This is a genomic window from Candidatus Woesearchaeota archaeon, assembly GCA_016180285.1.
GTDB lineage: Archaea > Nanobdellota > Nanobdellia > Woesearchaeales > JACPBO01 > JACPBO01.
Map to the genome: position 1 here is coordinate 16,441 of JACPBO010000005.1, position 13,907 is coordinate 30,347.

Sequence of the window (13,907 nt, forward strand, 5' to 3'; positions counted from 1 at the left end):
ATTTTGGTTGATGCTTATTATTAACTGCTGCAATAATCCGTCCCTCCAAGGTCTGGATTATAGTCATTGAAATTGAAAGGCGAGTCCGATATATCCTCCCAGTCTAATATTGCCAAGGCAACGCCGCTTATGCCACACAATACACTATCAGCATCAGTTGGTACTACAGGATTGCATTTGAACTCAATCCCACGGCACGCTAGGAAATGCGCAATGCCTAAAATCATGTATGGCAGATTGTTCCATATCAAATCCAGCAAGTTCTTGAAAAATTCTCCTGCAATTCCATGCAGTTTGTATGACGCGCTTTCAACATACAAACATTCTCTTTCTGAATACGCCAATTCGCAGTTTGTTGTTGGCAATCCTTGCGCAGCAGCATCCTCAATGCAGCTTCTGTACATGCACTTGATCTGCCTGTCTTTCTTAAGATTGTAGACATAGCCTGGCATGCACAAGCAAGCCTGAGCATAATGAATGCTTTTGTATGGATCGAAAAGCCATTGGTCTGTTTCAATAGGGTAGTCGATTCTAGCACTATCGCCTGCTTCCCCCCATGCCTTCAATTTCTCTGTTGTACTACTCGCAACTCCTCTGCCTGTTATTTTTGATATATCGGCTACAGCCGCCATTGCATTAGAAGTATCCTGCTGTAATACTTTTGCATCATTATTAGGCATATTTAAGCTCGCTTCACCACCCGCACTACTAGTCACGCTAATAGGTTTATCGAAGTCAAATTTAAGGTCACCATAAGGACCCTTTTCCAACAAGTCAGACACCGCTTTATACTGTTCAGTGTCCTCATAACTTAAGTCGGTCGTCTTATCACGTACAGCTCCCAATGCTGCTTGTAATCCGATATTCGACCATGTGCCGAAGTCGCACAATTTGCAAGTGTAGAGCATTCCTATTATTTTGAATGTCATGGCAAAAGGGTTAACAAAACTAAAGCCAGTTGGCCATATGACTTGTATGAACCCATGATAAACACTAATGGGTGTGCAGACGGCCATCCAAACTTTGGCGAGGGACACCAAACACGGTCCACACCATTCAAGAGCCCACCAAAGAGCAGCCAAAATCCCCCACACAATTGATTTAATCGCCTGCAATAACTGATCAATTCTCTGCAGCATTCCTGCAATGCCATATATGATCCCGAGCCACTTAGTCCATGTCTCCCATTTGCTGATGTCTTTTTCCAGATCGCTGATTTCACTGTTGATGCTGTCAACCTTATCCTGCACGCTCTCATCAACTGTTCCAAGCGCATTATTATACAAGGGGATCGAAACTGAAAAGCTTTCAACTTCAGGCTGTGCATAGATCAGATTGCCGTTCCTCATGTTAAGATTCAGTTTGCAGTCTATGCTTATTGGAGAATCAACATCGCTCAGATCGCCTGAGATCTTAAACACAACATAAGGCTCTGTGGAGAACTCATTCATTACATAAGGAGCTGCGCCAAGATAGTCAGAAGTGCAGTTTCCAGCATCCACGTCCATTGAAATGATCTCGGCATTCTGCTGCAATGTTAATGTAACAGGAACAAATACAGTTGCATAAGTCTGCGAAACAATTCTTCTGTCTATGCCAACAGATGGAATTAAAGCTCCAACAGAAGAGCTGACTAATTCAGGAGGAGAAGTTGTATCTGTAAGCTGGCATATTGTAACATGTGCAGCTGCTGAAGCATCATTGCCGGCAAAATCTTTTGCATAAACATTTACAGTTGTTTCAATTGCAGTTGAGTACAGGCTTTGAATGATTGCAGAGCAGTTCCATGTGCTGCTGCTTATATTAACGCAGCTTCCAATTACATCGCCTAATGAGCTTATTGGAGAGGCATTGACTGTAAAAGAAGGCGCAATGCCTGAATTATCCGAAACAGCTGCATAAAATGCAAGCGCATCATTGCTTGTTGCGCAGATTCCGGATGAGCTTATATTGTAAACATTTGAAATAACAGGAGCAGTTTTATCAATCTTTACTTTGCCATAGGTTATGCCCTCTGCGCTAGTTCCGGTATTGTCTTTTATGCTGTCAACCCAGAGCTTCTTCTCCGCTGAATCATCAGCAGCTGAAAAATCAATATCATCCCATGCGCAAGTATACGTTGAAGAGGATGATGAGCAGTTTGTTGCAGCAACAGAAGTCGCTCCGCCAATATCCTGGAAATTCAGCTTTACATTTTCTTTTTCCAGGCCAGAGCCGCTTTCTGTTATTGTTGCTTTAACTGTTTCTTTGTGCAGGCCAGATGCATAACTTATATTGCCATAACTGTGATTAGTCCCAATATAAGTAACTTGAGGAGATGAAGTGTCTGCTGAAAAAGAATAAGCCAATGCTGCGCTTCCGTTGTTGCCGCTATTGTCATCAGCATAAAAATTTATTGAAACTCCAGATGTTGCATTTATATTTATGCTCTTCCATGTGCAATAATTAATTCCAGAAGATAAAGCGCAGCCTCCGCCTGTTGTTGCAGCTGCATAAACAATTGATGCATAGCTTGGATTAAGCTGTGAAAAGCCTGCTCTTACACTATTGGCATTTAATCCAGTTCCACTGTCAGTTATCTGCACTGAAACATCTGCTGTTATGCCATTTTTGCCGACATAAGTTACAGCTTTTCCATTGCTTAGTATCTGCAAAGAGCTTATTGCAGGAGCAGAGCTGTCAACTATAAATCCATCGCAAATGAGAGAAGATGCCTGGCCAATATTGTCATAAGCAACAACACATGCCTGAGTTGATCCATTGCCATAATTAAACAAGGATGCTGATCTTGAGATTGCTGCTCCATTGCTGCACTCTTTCGTGTTAATTGGGATTGTTTCAATAAGATTTGCTGCATCATACTTGTACAGCTTTATCTCCTTTATCCCGGAGCATTTTCCTGTGCAGCTTGAATCTGCGCATGCTGTATCGGCAGCAGAATAAGTTATGCTGATGTTTGAATTTGCATTTGTTCCGTTCTGCAGGACATCAACAGCTGCTGTTGGCGCAATATTGTCAATAGTTATTGTTGTTGCAGCAGTTATAACTTCGGTTCCAGTGTCATTATATAAATGAATTGTATAGCTGTAGCTTTTGGCATCTACTGTAAAACTCGTAGATCGATAAGAGCAGTTGAAAGAAGCCCCCATGTTTCTGCAGCTGCTGAAAACATCGCCAACTCCGAATGTAACCTGAGATGGGACTATGGAGCTGTCGCCGTCAATCTGCGCATCAACATCAACATTTGTCGAGTCTGTTGCTTTCCTATAGCCCTGAACTCCATTGCTGCCGTAAATTGAATTTACAGCTATTCCGGTTGCAAATACATTTGCGGTGTAGAACGGAAGGGTGAGAATAAGGAAGATCAGAAGGCTTGCTATGAAAACTATGTAGTTTTTGACATATTTTTTGTTAATCATTTTTTCAGCTTCCTTATCTTTATCTCCACAGTATCATCTTCCTTAAGCGAAATATAATCAGAAACATCTTTAGGAATCCAGATAAGAAATCCTCTCCCGGATTTGGCTACTCTTTTTATAAAGCTCAACGGCTCTTGCTCAGTTGTCATAGTTTAGCTATATTTTACTATTTTAAACTTTATTTTATGGTATTTTACTATTTTTAACTATTTTATACTATGACATATATAAACATTTCGTTTTTTGATGTGTGTAGGGAATAACACCTGCTATCTTCAACATTCCAAGAACTCTTCTATTTCTTTCTTTTTGCCAATATTAAGGGAGACATGAAGTTCATGTGTTTTCTTATACCTGTTTATAAAGCCTGCCTTGTACAGCTCTTCCAATGCATCTTTAACTTCTTTTCTCCCAATAAGATGTTTTGGCATGCCTTTGAACAAATTTCTTTCTTCGGTATGTGATGCGCCCCATTTTGGAGGAGAAAAATTCCTTAATTTTCTGATAAAGAATTTCTGCAGTTCCCTTTTTTCCATGGCCGTATGCCTTTGAGCTTGCTTATTAATATTGTGCATAATTATGATACAGTGCTGTTTCAAAACGAAACATTTATATACGCGCTGTTATTACCAATATCGCATGGAAACAACACTATTTGTAAAGTTCCTTGGAGATTCGCCAAAGATCAAAGTACTGGATATGCTAATAACGGGCAGGGGATTGGAATACAGCATATCCGACATCGCAGAGCAGGCCGGAATAGGAAGAGCCACATTTTACAGGATGATGGATGAGCTGTTAAAAAACAAAATAATAGTTGCTGCAAGGAAATTCGGCAATATGCAGCTTTACAGGTTAAACCTAAACAATGAATTTGTAAAGTCGCTTCTTGAATTGTATGATCGTGTTATGAAAGTTGCTTCTGATAAGGAAATTGACAGGCAGAAAAAGCCACTTATGGTTTCAGCATAAAAGCCAAAGGTGTTTATCCAACAATCTCCCCAACAACGCTTCTGAGCATATGGCCGGTTATTTTCACAGTATAGAATTTGTTTAATTCAAATCTCCCTTTTATTCCTACAATAAGAGGATAAGTTCCAATTTGCCTTGCAAATGTTGTATTGCCGTCATAGACTTCTGCTCTTACATCCTTTAAGATTGTTCCTATGGGCACTAGCTTCTGCAGCATTGGAAAATCAATAGTCTGCCTTATCTCATTGCGCCATTTCCAGTAATATTTTTTGTTCTTTTTCATGAATTTGTTTTTCGCTGTATCGTATAAGTCAGTTCCTTCAAATATTGCAGCCTGCCTTATGTTGATCCTCCTCAGCAGCAATCCTTCATTCAATATTTTTTTAAGGTAAAACATATTCTTTTCATGCGTTTCTTTTGACTCGCCTTTCAATCCGAATAATAAATTTATTCCGGGCAGAAATTTGGGCATTCCATTATCGCCTTTTTCAGAGCCGTATTTATTCAGGATCCTTATTGCTTCCAATGCCTGCTCTGCTGCGCAGTTAAGGCAGTTTTCCTCGTAAACAACTGGATCAAAGCTTTCGACTCCAAAAGCCGCTACATTGCCTGCTGTGCAGTATCTCGCTATTGCATTTGTTATTTCCCCGCCTTTTTTTGATAATGCCATAACAGGATTTACATTATCAATATGCAAAACTTCAATTTTCGGGAATTTTTCCCTTATTTCTTTAAGCAGCTCAATTGCATAAGGATAGCTGTAAAAGCAGCTTTGCTTCCCTATCCTGAAATACCTGCATCCTAAATCGTAAAATGCCCCAATCTCTGTTATAATGTCTTCCTTGTTTCTGAATTCTAAGGTGTGTTTTATAGGCTCTGTGCAGAACGAGCAGCCCTTTTTTCTCGGGCAGCCATGCGATGTTTCGATTTCAATGACTCTTAAATCAGGAATCTGCTTTATTATTTCTGCTCCTTTAACTGCATATTCCTTTATTTCATCATATTTGAAGTTGAATGGCTCTATTTTGCTGAAAATTTTTAAATCTGTTTTTTCAGAGAATTTTCCGCCTTCCAGCTGAGTGCCGAAAACTGCCGGTCCTGTGAGGATTTTTTCAAAGCTGTAATCTCTGATTAGACCTGAAACTTCTTTTAAAGTTCCCGGCAATGCAGAGAGATATTTCCCTGGCGTGTGGACGCCAAGGATTATTATTAATTTCACTGTATTTTCCAGGATATTTTTAATGTTAGCATGGTTTTTTGTCAAATTATAAATTTTAATGTTTGTTTTTCTGCTGATTTCTTTTTTCTTTTCATCCAAACTGTAATATTTAAAAAATCTTAGATCGTCTATCGTTATATAGGCCAGATCAGAACCAGTATTGTTTGAAATAAAATGGCCTGCAATATACCTTGGATAAGTTCCCAAATAAGGCGGAACTCCCAGGCCAGAAGGCTCATCTGTATAGCAGTCTAAGATTGTTATCATGCATCCAGAATAATGGCAAGGTTTATAAATATTTAGTGCTAATATGCGCTTATGATTGATGCGAATGCTGTTAAGATAATTATTACAGGAATTGCTGCTTGGTTTATAGCTCAGTTAATCAAAGTAATTATTGCTTCTGTTAAGGAGAAGAAGTTTAAGCCGGAATTTTTCATCGGATTGGGAGGAATGCCCAGCGCGCATGCTGCATTTGTTTCTGCAATCACAGCAGCAATATATTTATTGCAGGGCGTTTCAGTCCTTTTTGCGGTTTCTCTTGCATTTTTGATTATTGTATTACGAGATGCAGTTGGAGTCAGAAGAGAAGTCGGAAGGCATGCTGAAATATTGAATAAGCTGAACAAAGCAAAAAAACTTGACGAGAAAGTCGGGCATAATTTATGGGACGTGTTGGCGGGGATTGCTATTGGGATTGTTGTTGCGGTGATCCTTACTTAACGAATTATGATTTAAGCATTTTTTTGCTGGTCTCTTTTATGAAGAGCAAACCTTGCAAGAAAAATGCTTGCCATATGCCTAATTTCATTATCAGAAACTGCCTTAGAATATCGCACTAACATCACAGAATAAGCTTTGGCTTCTTCTTGTATTATATCTGCAAGCCTCTTATAATTCTTTTTCCAAGGCTCTCTTTTGCTCTCCGTTATTACGGCTTCACAATCAATATCTATAAAGTCAATTTCGTCATATTGTCCCATCTTTAAATTAGGAAATTCCATTGTTCGCATATAAAATTCATCTCCTTCTTTTATAAACACCTTCGCATTTGGTTTTTCAGGCATGCTCCACATTGTATAATCTGGCTGATTAGAAGTCGTTTCATAAAACTCAAACAATTTTCTTTGCTTCATAGCATCCGTACCGATTTTTTTCAGCTCATTCATGCTCCACTCAAGAATAGAAGTTTCGTAGAGTGAAAATTCCTTAGCTTCAGAACAATATTGTATAAAAACTGAACAAACTTTGTTGCACACTTCCTTAACATCAAACTCCGCCCCATCTAGTATTGTTTTTTCTATACTCTTGGCAGCATCCTTTATTTTTTCTACAGCGTTACACAATCTTTCAGGGTAACCTGATGTTTTCAATACATTCAATAAGTCCTCTAAAGTTGGTTCATTCTCCATTTTAACTATTCGTTTATGGCAATACGTAATCCTTTATAAATCTTTCTATTTGTTACTACTGTTAAATAAAAAACAAAACACCTGCTATCAAAATAAAAACTGCCATTTTCAGAATGTTTTTTACTCTTTCTTTAGTTATCAAAGATCCGCTCGGCAATCCATAAAGGAAGATCAAAGACGCTTCCAAAGAGAACAGATTAATGCTTTTTGAGGACAAATAAAAGATTATGGCGAATATTGAGTAGATCACCATATCGGCGTATTTCATGGAATTCTTAAAATAAAAAAGCAGTAAAAAAACAGCCAATAGAACAGGCACGATAACAAATATATTTAATTCATAGAATTCAAATATAAAGAATAAAATCAAAACAGCCAGAAAATCCTGCATCAATGAGAAATATCTTCTTCCTGCTTTCAGCTCTTCTTTCGCCATGTTCGCGATTACTGCGCCAGCTATCAGCCCTAAAAAGCTTACGATCAATATTGAAAAATATATTATTGCGTTCATTTGCTATAACTCCTTTTTTATTCTGTTGCACATTAATGACTAACTCATATAAATAGTTTTAGTTTTATGCATTGCAGAAAAATTAAGTGTGTAATAGATTACAAAATAATCTTTTTAATTGATTATTGGTTTATATATTACAGAACCATTCTAGAGACTTGCCCTTTTCCAATGCCCTCTGGCGAACAAAAACATATTTGCCAGCCCGCCGTATATTGCTGACATTAACATTGCGATCCACACGCCTATCAGGCCGAAGCCGAGCTTTACCGCCATTAAGTATGCAAGAGGGACTGCAAATACAAGCCATGCGCTGATATTTACAATCGCAGGCGCAATTACTTTGCCGCTGCCCTGAAATGCGCCGCTCATGACAAACTGAAATCCTTTGAATATGTAGGAAAGCGAGATAATGCGGAAATACCAAAAGCCGATTTTTATAATTTCAGGGTCGCTTGTAAATATCCTTATCCAGATTCCAGGATTTATAAAAAACAACAATCCGATAAAGAGCATGAAAATGCTTATTAGAACAGCGGCAACCCATGCTGTTTTTTCCGCCCGGTATATTTTTTTAGCGCCTATGTTCTGGCCGACCATTGTCAGAACAGCTGTTGTTAAGGCAATTGCGGGCATTATCGCTATTGCATCCATTCTGATGCCGATGCCATAGGCGGCTATTGCATAGGTTCCATAAATGCTGACGATTCTCATGAGAAACATGAATCCTATGGATGTAAACACGTTGGAAAGCGAACTTGGCACGCCTATTGAAAGAGTTTTCCTTATTATAGAGAAATCAAATTTAAAATCCCTAATGTTAAGCCTTATAACGCTTCTTTTTTTCAATATATGGCGAAGCAATATGACGCAGCTTATAAACTGCGCGAATACTGTAGCAATGGCAGCTCCGGCAACGCCCATTTCAGGCAATCCGGCAATGCCAAAAATCAGGAATGGGTCAAGAATAAAGTTAACCATGGTTGTAAAAAACAGCACTTTTGTCGGTGTTTTTGTATCGCCTTCTGCCCTTAATACTGCGCTTAATGTCATGTATAGGAATGCAAAAACAGACCCGGAAAAAATTATCCTGGCATAAGCCAACGTCATGCTGAATATTTCCGGTGTTGCGCCGAGCAGCCTGAATAAAGGAACAGCAGAAATTATGCCTGCTGCTGTAATCAAAATTCCAAAAAAAAGCGAAATCAGAATAGAATGCTCAGCGGCATTGTCTGCTTCCTTGTTTTTCTTTGCACCGAGATAGCGGGCTACAAGAGATGCTGTGCCTGTTGAAATTCCTGCGCTTAAAGCGATTATTATGAAAAAAACAGGAAACACCATTGAAGTGGCAGCAACTCCCAAAGTGCTATATCTCCCAATCCATATCGTATCTACGACATTGTAAAAGGCATTGAGAAGCACTCCGATAAAAGCAGGCCAGGCAAGAAAAACAAGAGTTTTCAGGATATTGCCTTTTGTCAGATCGAGCCTGCTCATCTGAACTTAGAATGCCCCCACTGTATGAGAAGATCAACCCCCAGCTTTTCAACATGCTCTGGAACATCGCAGGCGCCGAAGCAGGAATTGAGCCAGATCAGTGCCTTTGCCTTTATGTTTTTCTCCACTGCTTCCTTTATTTCATCTGCCCTCGGCTTCAGGCCGTCTGGCAATTGAATGCAGACTAGCTTTGCTTTCTGCTTTTTTATTTCGGCGATTGCCCTGTCAAGCTCCAGATCATAATCCATGGCAAATAAAGAAATAGGTTTGTTTTTAAAGGTTTTTATTTTTAAGCCAAATGCGCATATTTCGTTTTAACTGAAAAATAATTTTGGTGTTTTAAATGCGCTCCTTTCTTCATGCACGCTTTTGATTTCAACTTCGCCACACACCAATTCGATTCCGCAATATTCAGCGCATGTGATAATTATTTCATTAACTCCATTAATGTAACTAGTTAAAATTTCTGATTTATTTTTTTCCTTGGCTTTTTTGCTAAGCACAATACTGATTGAGCCGCTGTCTTTTGCACAAGGATCATAATTAAAAAGATTTATTGTAGCTAATTTATCCTCAAATGCATCAGCTAAGTTAGTTGATGTGGGGCCTCCATATTTTAATTTTAACTCATTTTTAATTTTTTCATAAAATTCAGAAATATCTGCACCTTTCTCCAAGTTCAGAGTTATATCTGATTGGCTTTTTTCACTAACTGCTTCATATATTGTTTTACGCTCATAACAACAAACTACATTGTGCACGGAAAGTTTTTTTCCTTCCATTTTTATCTCTTTAAGAAATAAAGTTTGTTTTTGCCTTTTGCTTCTCTTATTTTTGCGTCTAATAATGATTCTATTGTTGCATCATCAAAATCTGGATAATATGATTTAAGATTTCCAACTATCTCTCCAACATCTTCCTTGAAAGAGTCTACTTTTAACCATGTTGGATATGGTTCTTGACGTATGATTTTGATAAGGTATGTATTTTTATACAATTTAGTTTTTATATCTATTTCCTCGTCAGTTACCCCAAAAAAATAATTGCTCTGTAACTGGCGGTTATGGGAAAAAGAAATACAATTAGGCTTCAAAAATTTATTTTCAAAATTAAATCGCTGAATTAAATTAAACTTTTCAGATTTAAGTCTTATATCTATTTGGGCAGATCTTCCTTCGAGATCAAGATTTATAGAATACTTGCCTTGAGCATCTTCTCCAGTTGCAGCTATATTTTTTATCATTATTCCCCTGCAAACAAGTCATCTAATTCGTACTTGCTTACTTTCTTCTTGTTCAGGACGCTCATGACAGGCTTCTTGGACCTGCCTCCAGTAACTTCGTCGAACATGAAATCTTCATCGTCCTCGAAATCAGATTCTTCTTTCATTTTCCTGTTAATCCCTCTAAATCTGGTTTCGGTATTTCAGGGCCTAAGCCGTAATAAGTTCTGTCTGACCTTACTGAATTTGTTTTAGCCAATGTTTCATTATTCAGATCATAAAGTATTTTTGTCAGCAATTCATGGTTATACCCTTTTTTGCCTACTTTTAAGGAATCATCAACTAAACCGAGAGGCGTTTTTGCTGTTTTTCGTTCAACTGAGAAATAATGAATGCCTGTCAATGTTGTGATCTTCACATACAGATCTTTTTCCTCTTTGTTTTTATAAATTCTATAAGGTAGTGATTGATGTTCAGCTATTCTATCAAGTGTAAGAGCGCTTTGTTTACGTACTGCATTAATAGCTACAACTGCCGATACAACAGCAAGTCCAAAGCACGCATATATTAAATGCACTTTTATATTATTAATCCAATCTTTTCTTTCTTCATCATTCATATTTTATCCACCTCAACGTAAAAAACAAGGTTAGAGCTAGTATTTAAATCTTTCGGTTTTGTCACTACTGTTAAATTACTATGAACTAAGATTTATACGGAAATCTCATATATCTCTTGCACTCAAGGCAGTAATAGATCAACTTTCCTCTTTGCAGCCTGATCCTGCAGTTCATGCCTGGCTTAAGAAAAGAATAGCAGTGCTTGCAGAAGCTCTTTTGCAGCCTTGAGGGCACCTTCAACCTTGACTTCATCGCCAGATTGCGGGCTTTCCTGACGAGATCATTGGCTTTGCTTTTATTTTTTTTAAAAGCATCTGCCGCTTCCACGAACATCTGCCCGATTTCCTTTATTACTTCTGATCTTGGTTTTTTGTCTTTTTTAGCCATATTGCAGTATAAAACAGAAAAGTATTTAATAAATTTGCTATTACTCTCACGTATGGGGTTTTTTCAAAGATTGTTTTCTTTCGGAAAGAAGGCTGAGCTCGAGGAAGTAAGGCTGGAAGAAGCTGAGAATTGGCTAGACCAAAAGATAAGCGAAAGATTTGGTAATTTCAATAATTCGATAATGACCTTATTCTCCGATATAAAAAGCAAGAAAGAGGAGCTTAAAACAAATATGACGGAGCTTGAAAAAGCCCAGCTGATGAACCCGAATATTCCTCTAAAGGCAAAAGAAGTGATGGAAGGCAACAGGGGAGCTTACATAAGAAAGCTGGGATATTTCCTAGAGCAGCTTGCCCTTCCCAATGAAAAGGAGTATGAGAATATCCTGGACTTCAGCAGCAATTTTTCAAGCAGCCTGAATGAATTCGGAAAGAACACCTCAAAGAATTTTTATGTTTTAAATGAGTTTTTTGCAACTGATGTGAAGAAAATAGCCCAGAATGTAAAGGAATTTGAGCTGATTGTAAATGACTTAAGAAAGCAGGTGGAAAGAGGGCCGATTGGATTTGGCATGATAAAGGGCGAATTGAAGAACATCAAGGAAAAAATAAAGCTTAAAAAGGAACTGAATGAAAAAATAAAAGCCATTGAAATCGAAATTGAAAATATAAAAAACAAAATAAAAAATACTGAAGAAGAATTAAATGCAAAGCAGGAAAATAATGAATTTAGGGCTTATAAAGCGCTTGAAAAGGAAAAAGACAGGATTTCAGCCAGGATAAAAGAGCATAAAGCCAATTTCCTGAACATATTCGGCACATTTGAAAAGGCGCTTAAGAAATACGAGAGAATGGCAATGGATGAAGCGATTGCGCATGGTTACTTAGCCGACCCCATAAACACATTAATCAAGGATGAAGAATTCAGGGTATTGGAATTATTGGGAAAATTAAGTGAAAATATTGATGGACTAGACCTCAAGGAAGACAAGAAAAAAAGAACTTTGGAGCTTATTAAAAAACTAGACAGGGATTTCTTTGAAAAGTTTTTGATTGAGCTTGAGGACCTTGAAAACTCGGCAAAGATGTTTGATGAAAAGATAAAAGCAGCAACTGTAATGAAGGAGCATGCCGAATTAAAAGACAAGTTAAATGAATTCCAATATGGGCTGCAGAAATTTCAAAGAGAGCATTCGCTAATGAGGGAAAAAGAGCAGGATATTGATATCGAGGGGTTTAAGAATTATCTTGAAAGAGAAATAAAAAGGGTCATTGGGCTGGGTGTAAGAGTCGTTCATGAGCTGTAAAGCGCGGCTTTTAATTTAGCGATGATGTCTTCGCTGTTTTCTATGCCTGGCGAGAGCCTGAACAGATTGTCCTTGATCCCGATTTCTGCCCTTTGCTTTTTCGTCAAGTAAGCATGGCTCATTGTAGCCGGGTGCGTTAATAATGATTCAACTCCGCCAAGGGATTCTGCAAGATAAATAGGAGGCGCATTATCTGCTATGTTTTTTGCGAATTTTTTATAATCTCCTTTGACTTCAAAAGACACAACCCCTCCAAATCCTTTCATCTGCTTTTTTGCAGTTTCATGCCCGGGATGAGAAGTTAAGCCAGGATAATAAACTCTTGAAACATCGGCATTCCCGGCTAAAAATTCAGCGATTATCTGGGCGTTTTCGCAGTGCTTCTTCACTCTCAATGCAAGGGTTTTTATTCCCCTTATCGTGTTGTAAACATCATAAGGCGATGGCGTTGCTCCAAGTGTTTTGGCGTAAAGCTTAAGATTTTCAGCCAATCCTTTGTTTCTTGTTACAATAACCCCGCCGACAAGATCATTATGCCCTCCGAGATATTTGCTTGTTGAGTGGATTATTGTTTCCGCGCCATATTCAAAAGGCCGCAATAAACATGGAGTTGCAAAAGTGTTGTCAACAATAAATGGAACGCCTGCTGAAGATGAAATATCCTTGATTGCTTCCAGATCAACAATCTCGAGCAGAGGATTAGTCGGAGTTTCTATGAAAATGTATTTTGTATTCTGCTTTATGGCTTTTTTCAGGCTTTTTGTATTGATAGGATCAACAAAGTCAATCTCCAGAAACTTTGACAGTATGAGGTCGCACAACCTGATTGATCCTGCGTATAGTTTTTTGCTGAAAACAACATGATCCCCTCTGCCCAATGTCTGGAATACGCAGTTTATTGCAGCAATTCCTGAAGAGAATGCAAATGCATTACTTCCTCCTTCAAGCTCTGCAACTGTCTTTTCCAATGTCTCCCTTGTAGGATTTTGGGTTCTGCAGTATTCTATCTTTATCGGGTCTTCTATTCCCCTGAACGCGCCGTTCTTTGCGGTTATTATTGGGGTGGCGATTGCGCCTGTCTGCGGATCACAGCCGCCAGCGCCATGGACTGCAATTGTTTCGATGTTCATTTTTTAATCACCTTTGTTAATTTTTATTTTATATTTTGAAAAAATAAATTTTGAAGAAAAAAATAAAAATCATGAAAAAAGATAAAAACAATGAGATGCTTTAACGCATCAGCATAAGCATAGAACTATCAAGAGCAGAATGGATCGAATGTATATTTGTTTTTTTGTTATTAATATTGGTCATAACTGGACTTAGAACTATTCTTATTTAA

The 13,907-nt window shown here is 38.1% G+C and carries 17 protein-coding genes; 3 read left to right on the plus strand and 14 right to left on the minus strand.

The genetic code is table 11. The features are described 5' to 3' along the window. Positions 1–20 precede the first annotated feature (20 nt). The 3 genes from HYU07_01120 to HYU07_01130 all read right to left on the minus strand — a co-directional run bounded on the left by HYU07_01120 (position 21) and on the right by HYU07_01130 (position 3,955). A complete protein-coding gene (locus tag HYU07_01120) occupies positions 21–3,419 on the minus strand; it encodes a hypothetical protein (GenBank protein ID MBI2128816.1) in 3,399 nt (1,132 codons plus the stop codon). Next, positions 3,416–3,568: a hypothetical protein gene (locus HYU07_01125; GenBank protein ID MBI2128817.1), complete on the minus strand. Its 153-nt coding sequence runs from the start codon at positions 3,566–3,568 to the stop codon at positions 3,416–3,418. The genes HYU07_01120 and HYU07_01125 overlap by 4 nt, the downstream gene beginning before the upstream one ends. Positions 3,569–3,694: 126 nt before the next feature. After that, on the minus strand, positions 3,695–3,955 hold the full coding sequence (locus tag HYU07_01130) for a hypothetical protein (protein ID MBI2128818.1): 261 nt from the start codon (positions 3,953–3,955) through the stop codon (positions 3,695–3,697). Between the two features lie 103 nt (positions 3,956–4,058). Here HYU07_01130 and HYU07_01135 point away from each other — a divergent pair, with 103 nt between their 5' ends. Beyond that, a complete protein-coding gene (locus HYU07_01135) occupies positions 4,059–4,391 on the plus strand; it encodes a winged helix-turn-helix transcriptional regulator (GenBank protein ID MBI2128819.1) in 333 nt (110 codons plus the stop codon). Positions 4,392–4,404: 13 nt separating this feature from the next. Here the strand turns inward: HYU07_01135 and HYU07_01140 are convergent, their stop codons facing one another. Continuing rightward, positions 4,405–5,877, minus strand: a complete 1,473-nt coding sequence (locus HYU07_01140) for a radical SAM protein (GenBank protein MBI2128820.1) — start codon at positions 5,875–5,877, stop codon at positions 4,405–4,407. Between the two features lie 51 nt (positions 5,878–5,928). Here HYU07_01140 and HYU07_01145 point away from each other — a divergent pair, with 51 nt between their 5' ends. Next, complete coding sequence (locus HYU07_01145; protein MBI2128821.1) at positions 5,929–6,333, plus strand: divergent PAP2 family protein; 405 nt, start codon at positions 5,929–5,931, stop codon at positions 6,331–6,333. A gap of 11 nt (positions 6,334–6,344) precedes the next feature. Here HYU07_01145 and HYU07_01150 read toward each other — a convergent pair whose 3' ends face one another. The 9 genes from HYU07_01150 to HYU07_01190 form a co-directional block, all read right to left on the minus strand. Continuing rightward, positions 6,345–7,022 carry a hypothetical protein gene (locus tag HYU07_01150; protein ID MBI2128822.1) on the minus strand — a complete coding sequence of 226 codons (678 nt, stop codon included), beginning with the start codon at positions 7,020–7,022 and terminating at the stop codon, positions 6,345–6,347. 61 nt (positions 7,023–7,083) lie between these two features. Next, positions 7,084–7,533, minus strand: a complete 450-nt coding sequence (locus tag HYU07_01155; GenBank protein MBI2128823.1) for a hypothetical protein — start codon at positions 7,531–7,533, stop codon at positions 7,084–7,086. 150 nt (positions 7,534–7,683) lie between these two features. Then, positions 7,684–9,030, minus strand: a complete 1,347-nt coding sequence (locus HYU07_01160) for an MATE family efflux transporter (GenBank protein MBI2128824.1) — start codon at positions 9,028–9,030, stop codon at positions 7,684–7,686. After that, a complete protein-coding gene (locus HYU07_01165) occupies positions 9,027–9,278 on the minus strand; it encodes a diphthamide synthesis protein (GenBank protein MBI2128825.1) in 252 nt (83 codons plus the stop codon). Before HYU07_01165 ends, HYU07_01160 begins: the two co-directional genes overlap by 4 nt. 66 nt (positions 9,279–9,344) lie before the next feature. Then, positions 9,345–9,812, minus strand: a complete 468-nt coding sequence (locus HYU07_01170; GenBank protein MBI2128826.1) for a hypothetical protein — start codon at positions 9,810–9,812, stop codon at positions 9,345–9,347. A gap of 2 nt (positions 9,813–9,814) precedes the next feature. Further along, the gene (locus HYU07_01175) at positions 9,815–10,273 is read right to left on the minus strand and encodes a hypothetical protein (GenBank protein MBI2128827.1); all 459 of its coding nucleotides are present in this window, start codon (positions 10,271–10,273) and stop codon (positions 9,815–9,817) included. Then, a complete protein-coding gene (locus tag HYU07_01180) occupies positions 10,273–10,419 on the minus strand; it encodes a hypothetical protein (protein ID MBI2128828.1) in 147 nt (48 codons plus the stop codon). The genes HYU07_01175 and HYU07_01180 overlap by 1 nt, the downstream gene beginning before the upstream one ends. Beyond that, positions 10,416–10,871, minus strand: coding sequence for a hypothetical protein (locus HYU07_01185; protein ID MBI2128829.1), 456 nt, complete (start codon positions 10,869–10,871; stop codon positions 10,416–10,418). Before HYU07_01185 ends, HYU07_01180 begins: the two co-directional genes overlap by 4 nt. 85 nt (positions 10,872–10,956) lie before the next feature. Next, the gene (locus HYU07_01190; protein MBI2128830.1) at positions 10,957–11,259 is read right to left on the minus strand and encodes a ribonuclease P; all 303 of its coding nucleotides are present in this window, start codon (positions 11,257–11,259) and stop codon (positions 10,957–10,959) included. Between the two features lie 52 nt (positions 11,260–11,311). On the opposite strand from HYU07_01190, the gene HYU07_01195 reads away from it, so the two are divergent. After that, the gene (locus HYU07_01195) at positions 11,312–12,565 is read left to right on the plus strand and encodes a hypothetical protein (GenBank protein ID MBI2128831.1); all 1,254 of its coding nucleotides are present in this window, start codon (positions 11,312–11,314) and stop codon (positions 12,563–12,565) included. On the opposite strand, the gene HYU07_01200 is transcribed toward HYU07_01195, so the two are convergent. Continuing rightward, positions 12,553–13,695: an aminotransferase class I/II-fold pyridoxal phosphate-dependent enzyme gene (locus tag HYU07_01200; GenBank protein ID MBI2128832.1), complete on the minus strand. Its 1,143-nt coding sequence runs from the start codon at positions 13,693–13,695 to the stop codon at positions 12,553–12,555. The two genes, HYU07_01195 and HYU07_01200, sit on opposite strands and share 13 nt — an antisense overlap. Positions 13,696–13,907: the final 212 nt, after the last annotated feature.

Excerpts from the sequence above, each read along its gene's own strand:
- HYU07_01120 (MBI2128816.1), bottom strand. The coding sequence starts at position 3,419 with ATGATTAACAAAAAATATGTCAAAAACTACATAGTTTTCATAGCAAGC.
- HYU07_01125 (MBI2128817.1), bottom strand. The coding sequence starts at position 3,568 with ATGACAACTGAGCAAGAGCCGTTGAGCTTTATAAAAAGAGTAGCCAAA.
- HYU07_01130 (MBI2128818.1), bottom strand. The coding sequence starts at position 3,955 with ATGGAAAAAAGGGAACTGCAGAAATTCTTTATCAGAAAATTAAGGAAT.
- HYU07_01135 (MBI2128819.1), top strand. The coding sequence starts at position 4,059 with ATGGAAACAACACTATTTGTAAAGTTCCTTGGAGATTCGCCAAAGATC.
- HYU07_01140 (MBI2128820.1), bottom strand. The coding sequence starts at position 5,877 with ATGATAACAATCTTAGACTGCTATACAGATGAGCCTTCTGGCCTGGGA.
- HYU07_01145 (MBI2128821.1), top strand. The coding sequence starts at position 5,929 with ATGATTGATGCGAATGCTGTTAAGATAATTATTACAGGAATTGCTGCT.
- HYU07_01150 (MBI2128822.1), bottom strand. The coding sequence starts at position 7,022 with ATGGAGAATGAACCAACTTTAGAGGACTTATTGAATGTATTGAAAACA.
- HYU07_01155 (MBI2128823.1), bottom strand. The coding sequence starts at position 7,533 with ATGAACGCAATAATATATTTTTCAATATTGATCGTAAGCTTTTTAGGG.
- HYU07_01160 (MBI2128824.1), bottom strand. The coding sequence starts at position 9,030 with ATGAGCAGGCTCGATCTGACAAAAGGCAATATCCTGAAAACTCTTGTT.
- HYU07_01165 (MBI2128825.1), bottom strand. The coding sequence starts at position 9,278 with ATGGATTATGATCTGGAGCTTGACAGGGCAATCGCCGAAATAAAAAAG.
- HYU07_01170 (MBI2128826.1), bottom strand. The coding sequence starts at position 9,812 with ATGGAAGGAAAAAAACTTTCCGTGCACAATGTAGTTTGTTGTTATGAG.
- HYU07_01175 (MBI2128827.1), bottom strand. The coding sequence starts at position 10,273 with ATGATAAAAAATATAGCTGCAACTGGAGAAGATGCTCAAGGCAAGTAT.
- HYU07_01180 (MBI2128828.1), bottom strand. The coding sequence starts at position 10,419 with ATGAAAGAAGAATCTGATTTCGAGGACGATGAAGATTTCATGTTCGAC.
- HYU07_01185 (MBI2128829.1), bottom strand. The coding sequence starts at position 10,871 with ATGAATGATGAAGAAAGAAAAGATTGGATTAATAATATAAAAGTGCAT.
- HYU07_01190 (MBI2128830.1), bottom strand. The coding sequence starts at position 11,259 with ATGGCTAAAAAAGACAAAAAACCAAGATCAGAAGTAATAAAGGAAATC.
- HYU07_01195 (MBI2128831.1), top strand. The coding sequence starts at position 11,312 with ATGGGGTTTTTTCAAAGATTGTTTTCTTTCGGAAAGAAGGCTGAGCTC.
- HYU07_01200 (MBI2128832.1), bottom strand. The coding sequence starts at position 13,695 with ATGAACATCGAAACAATTGCAGTCCATGGCGCTGGCGGCTGTGATCCG.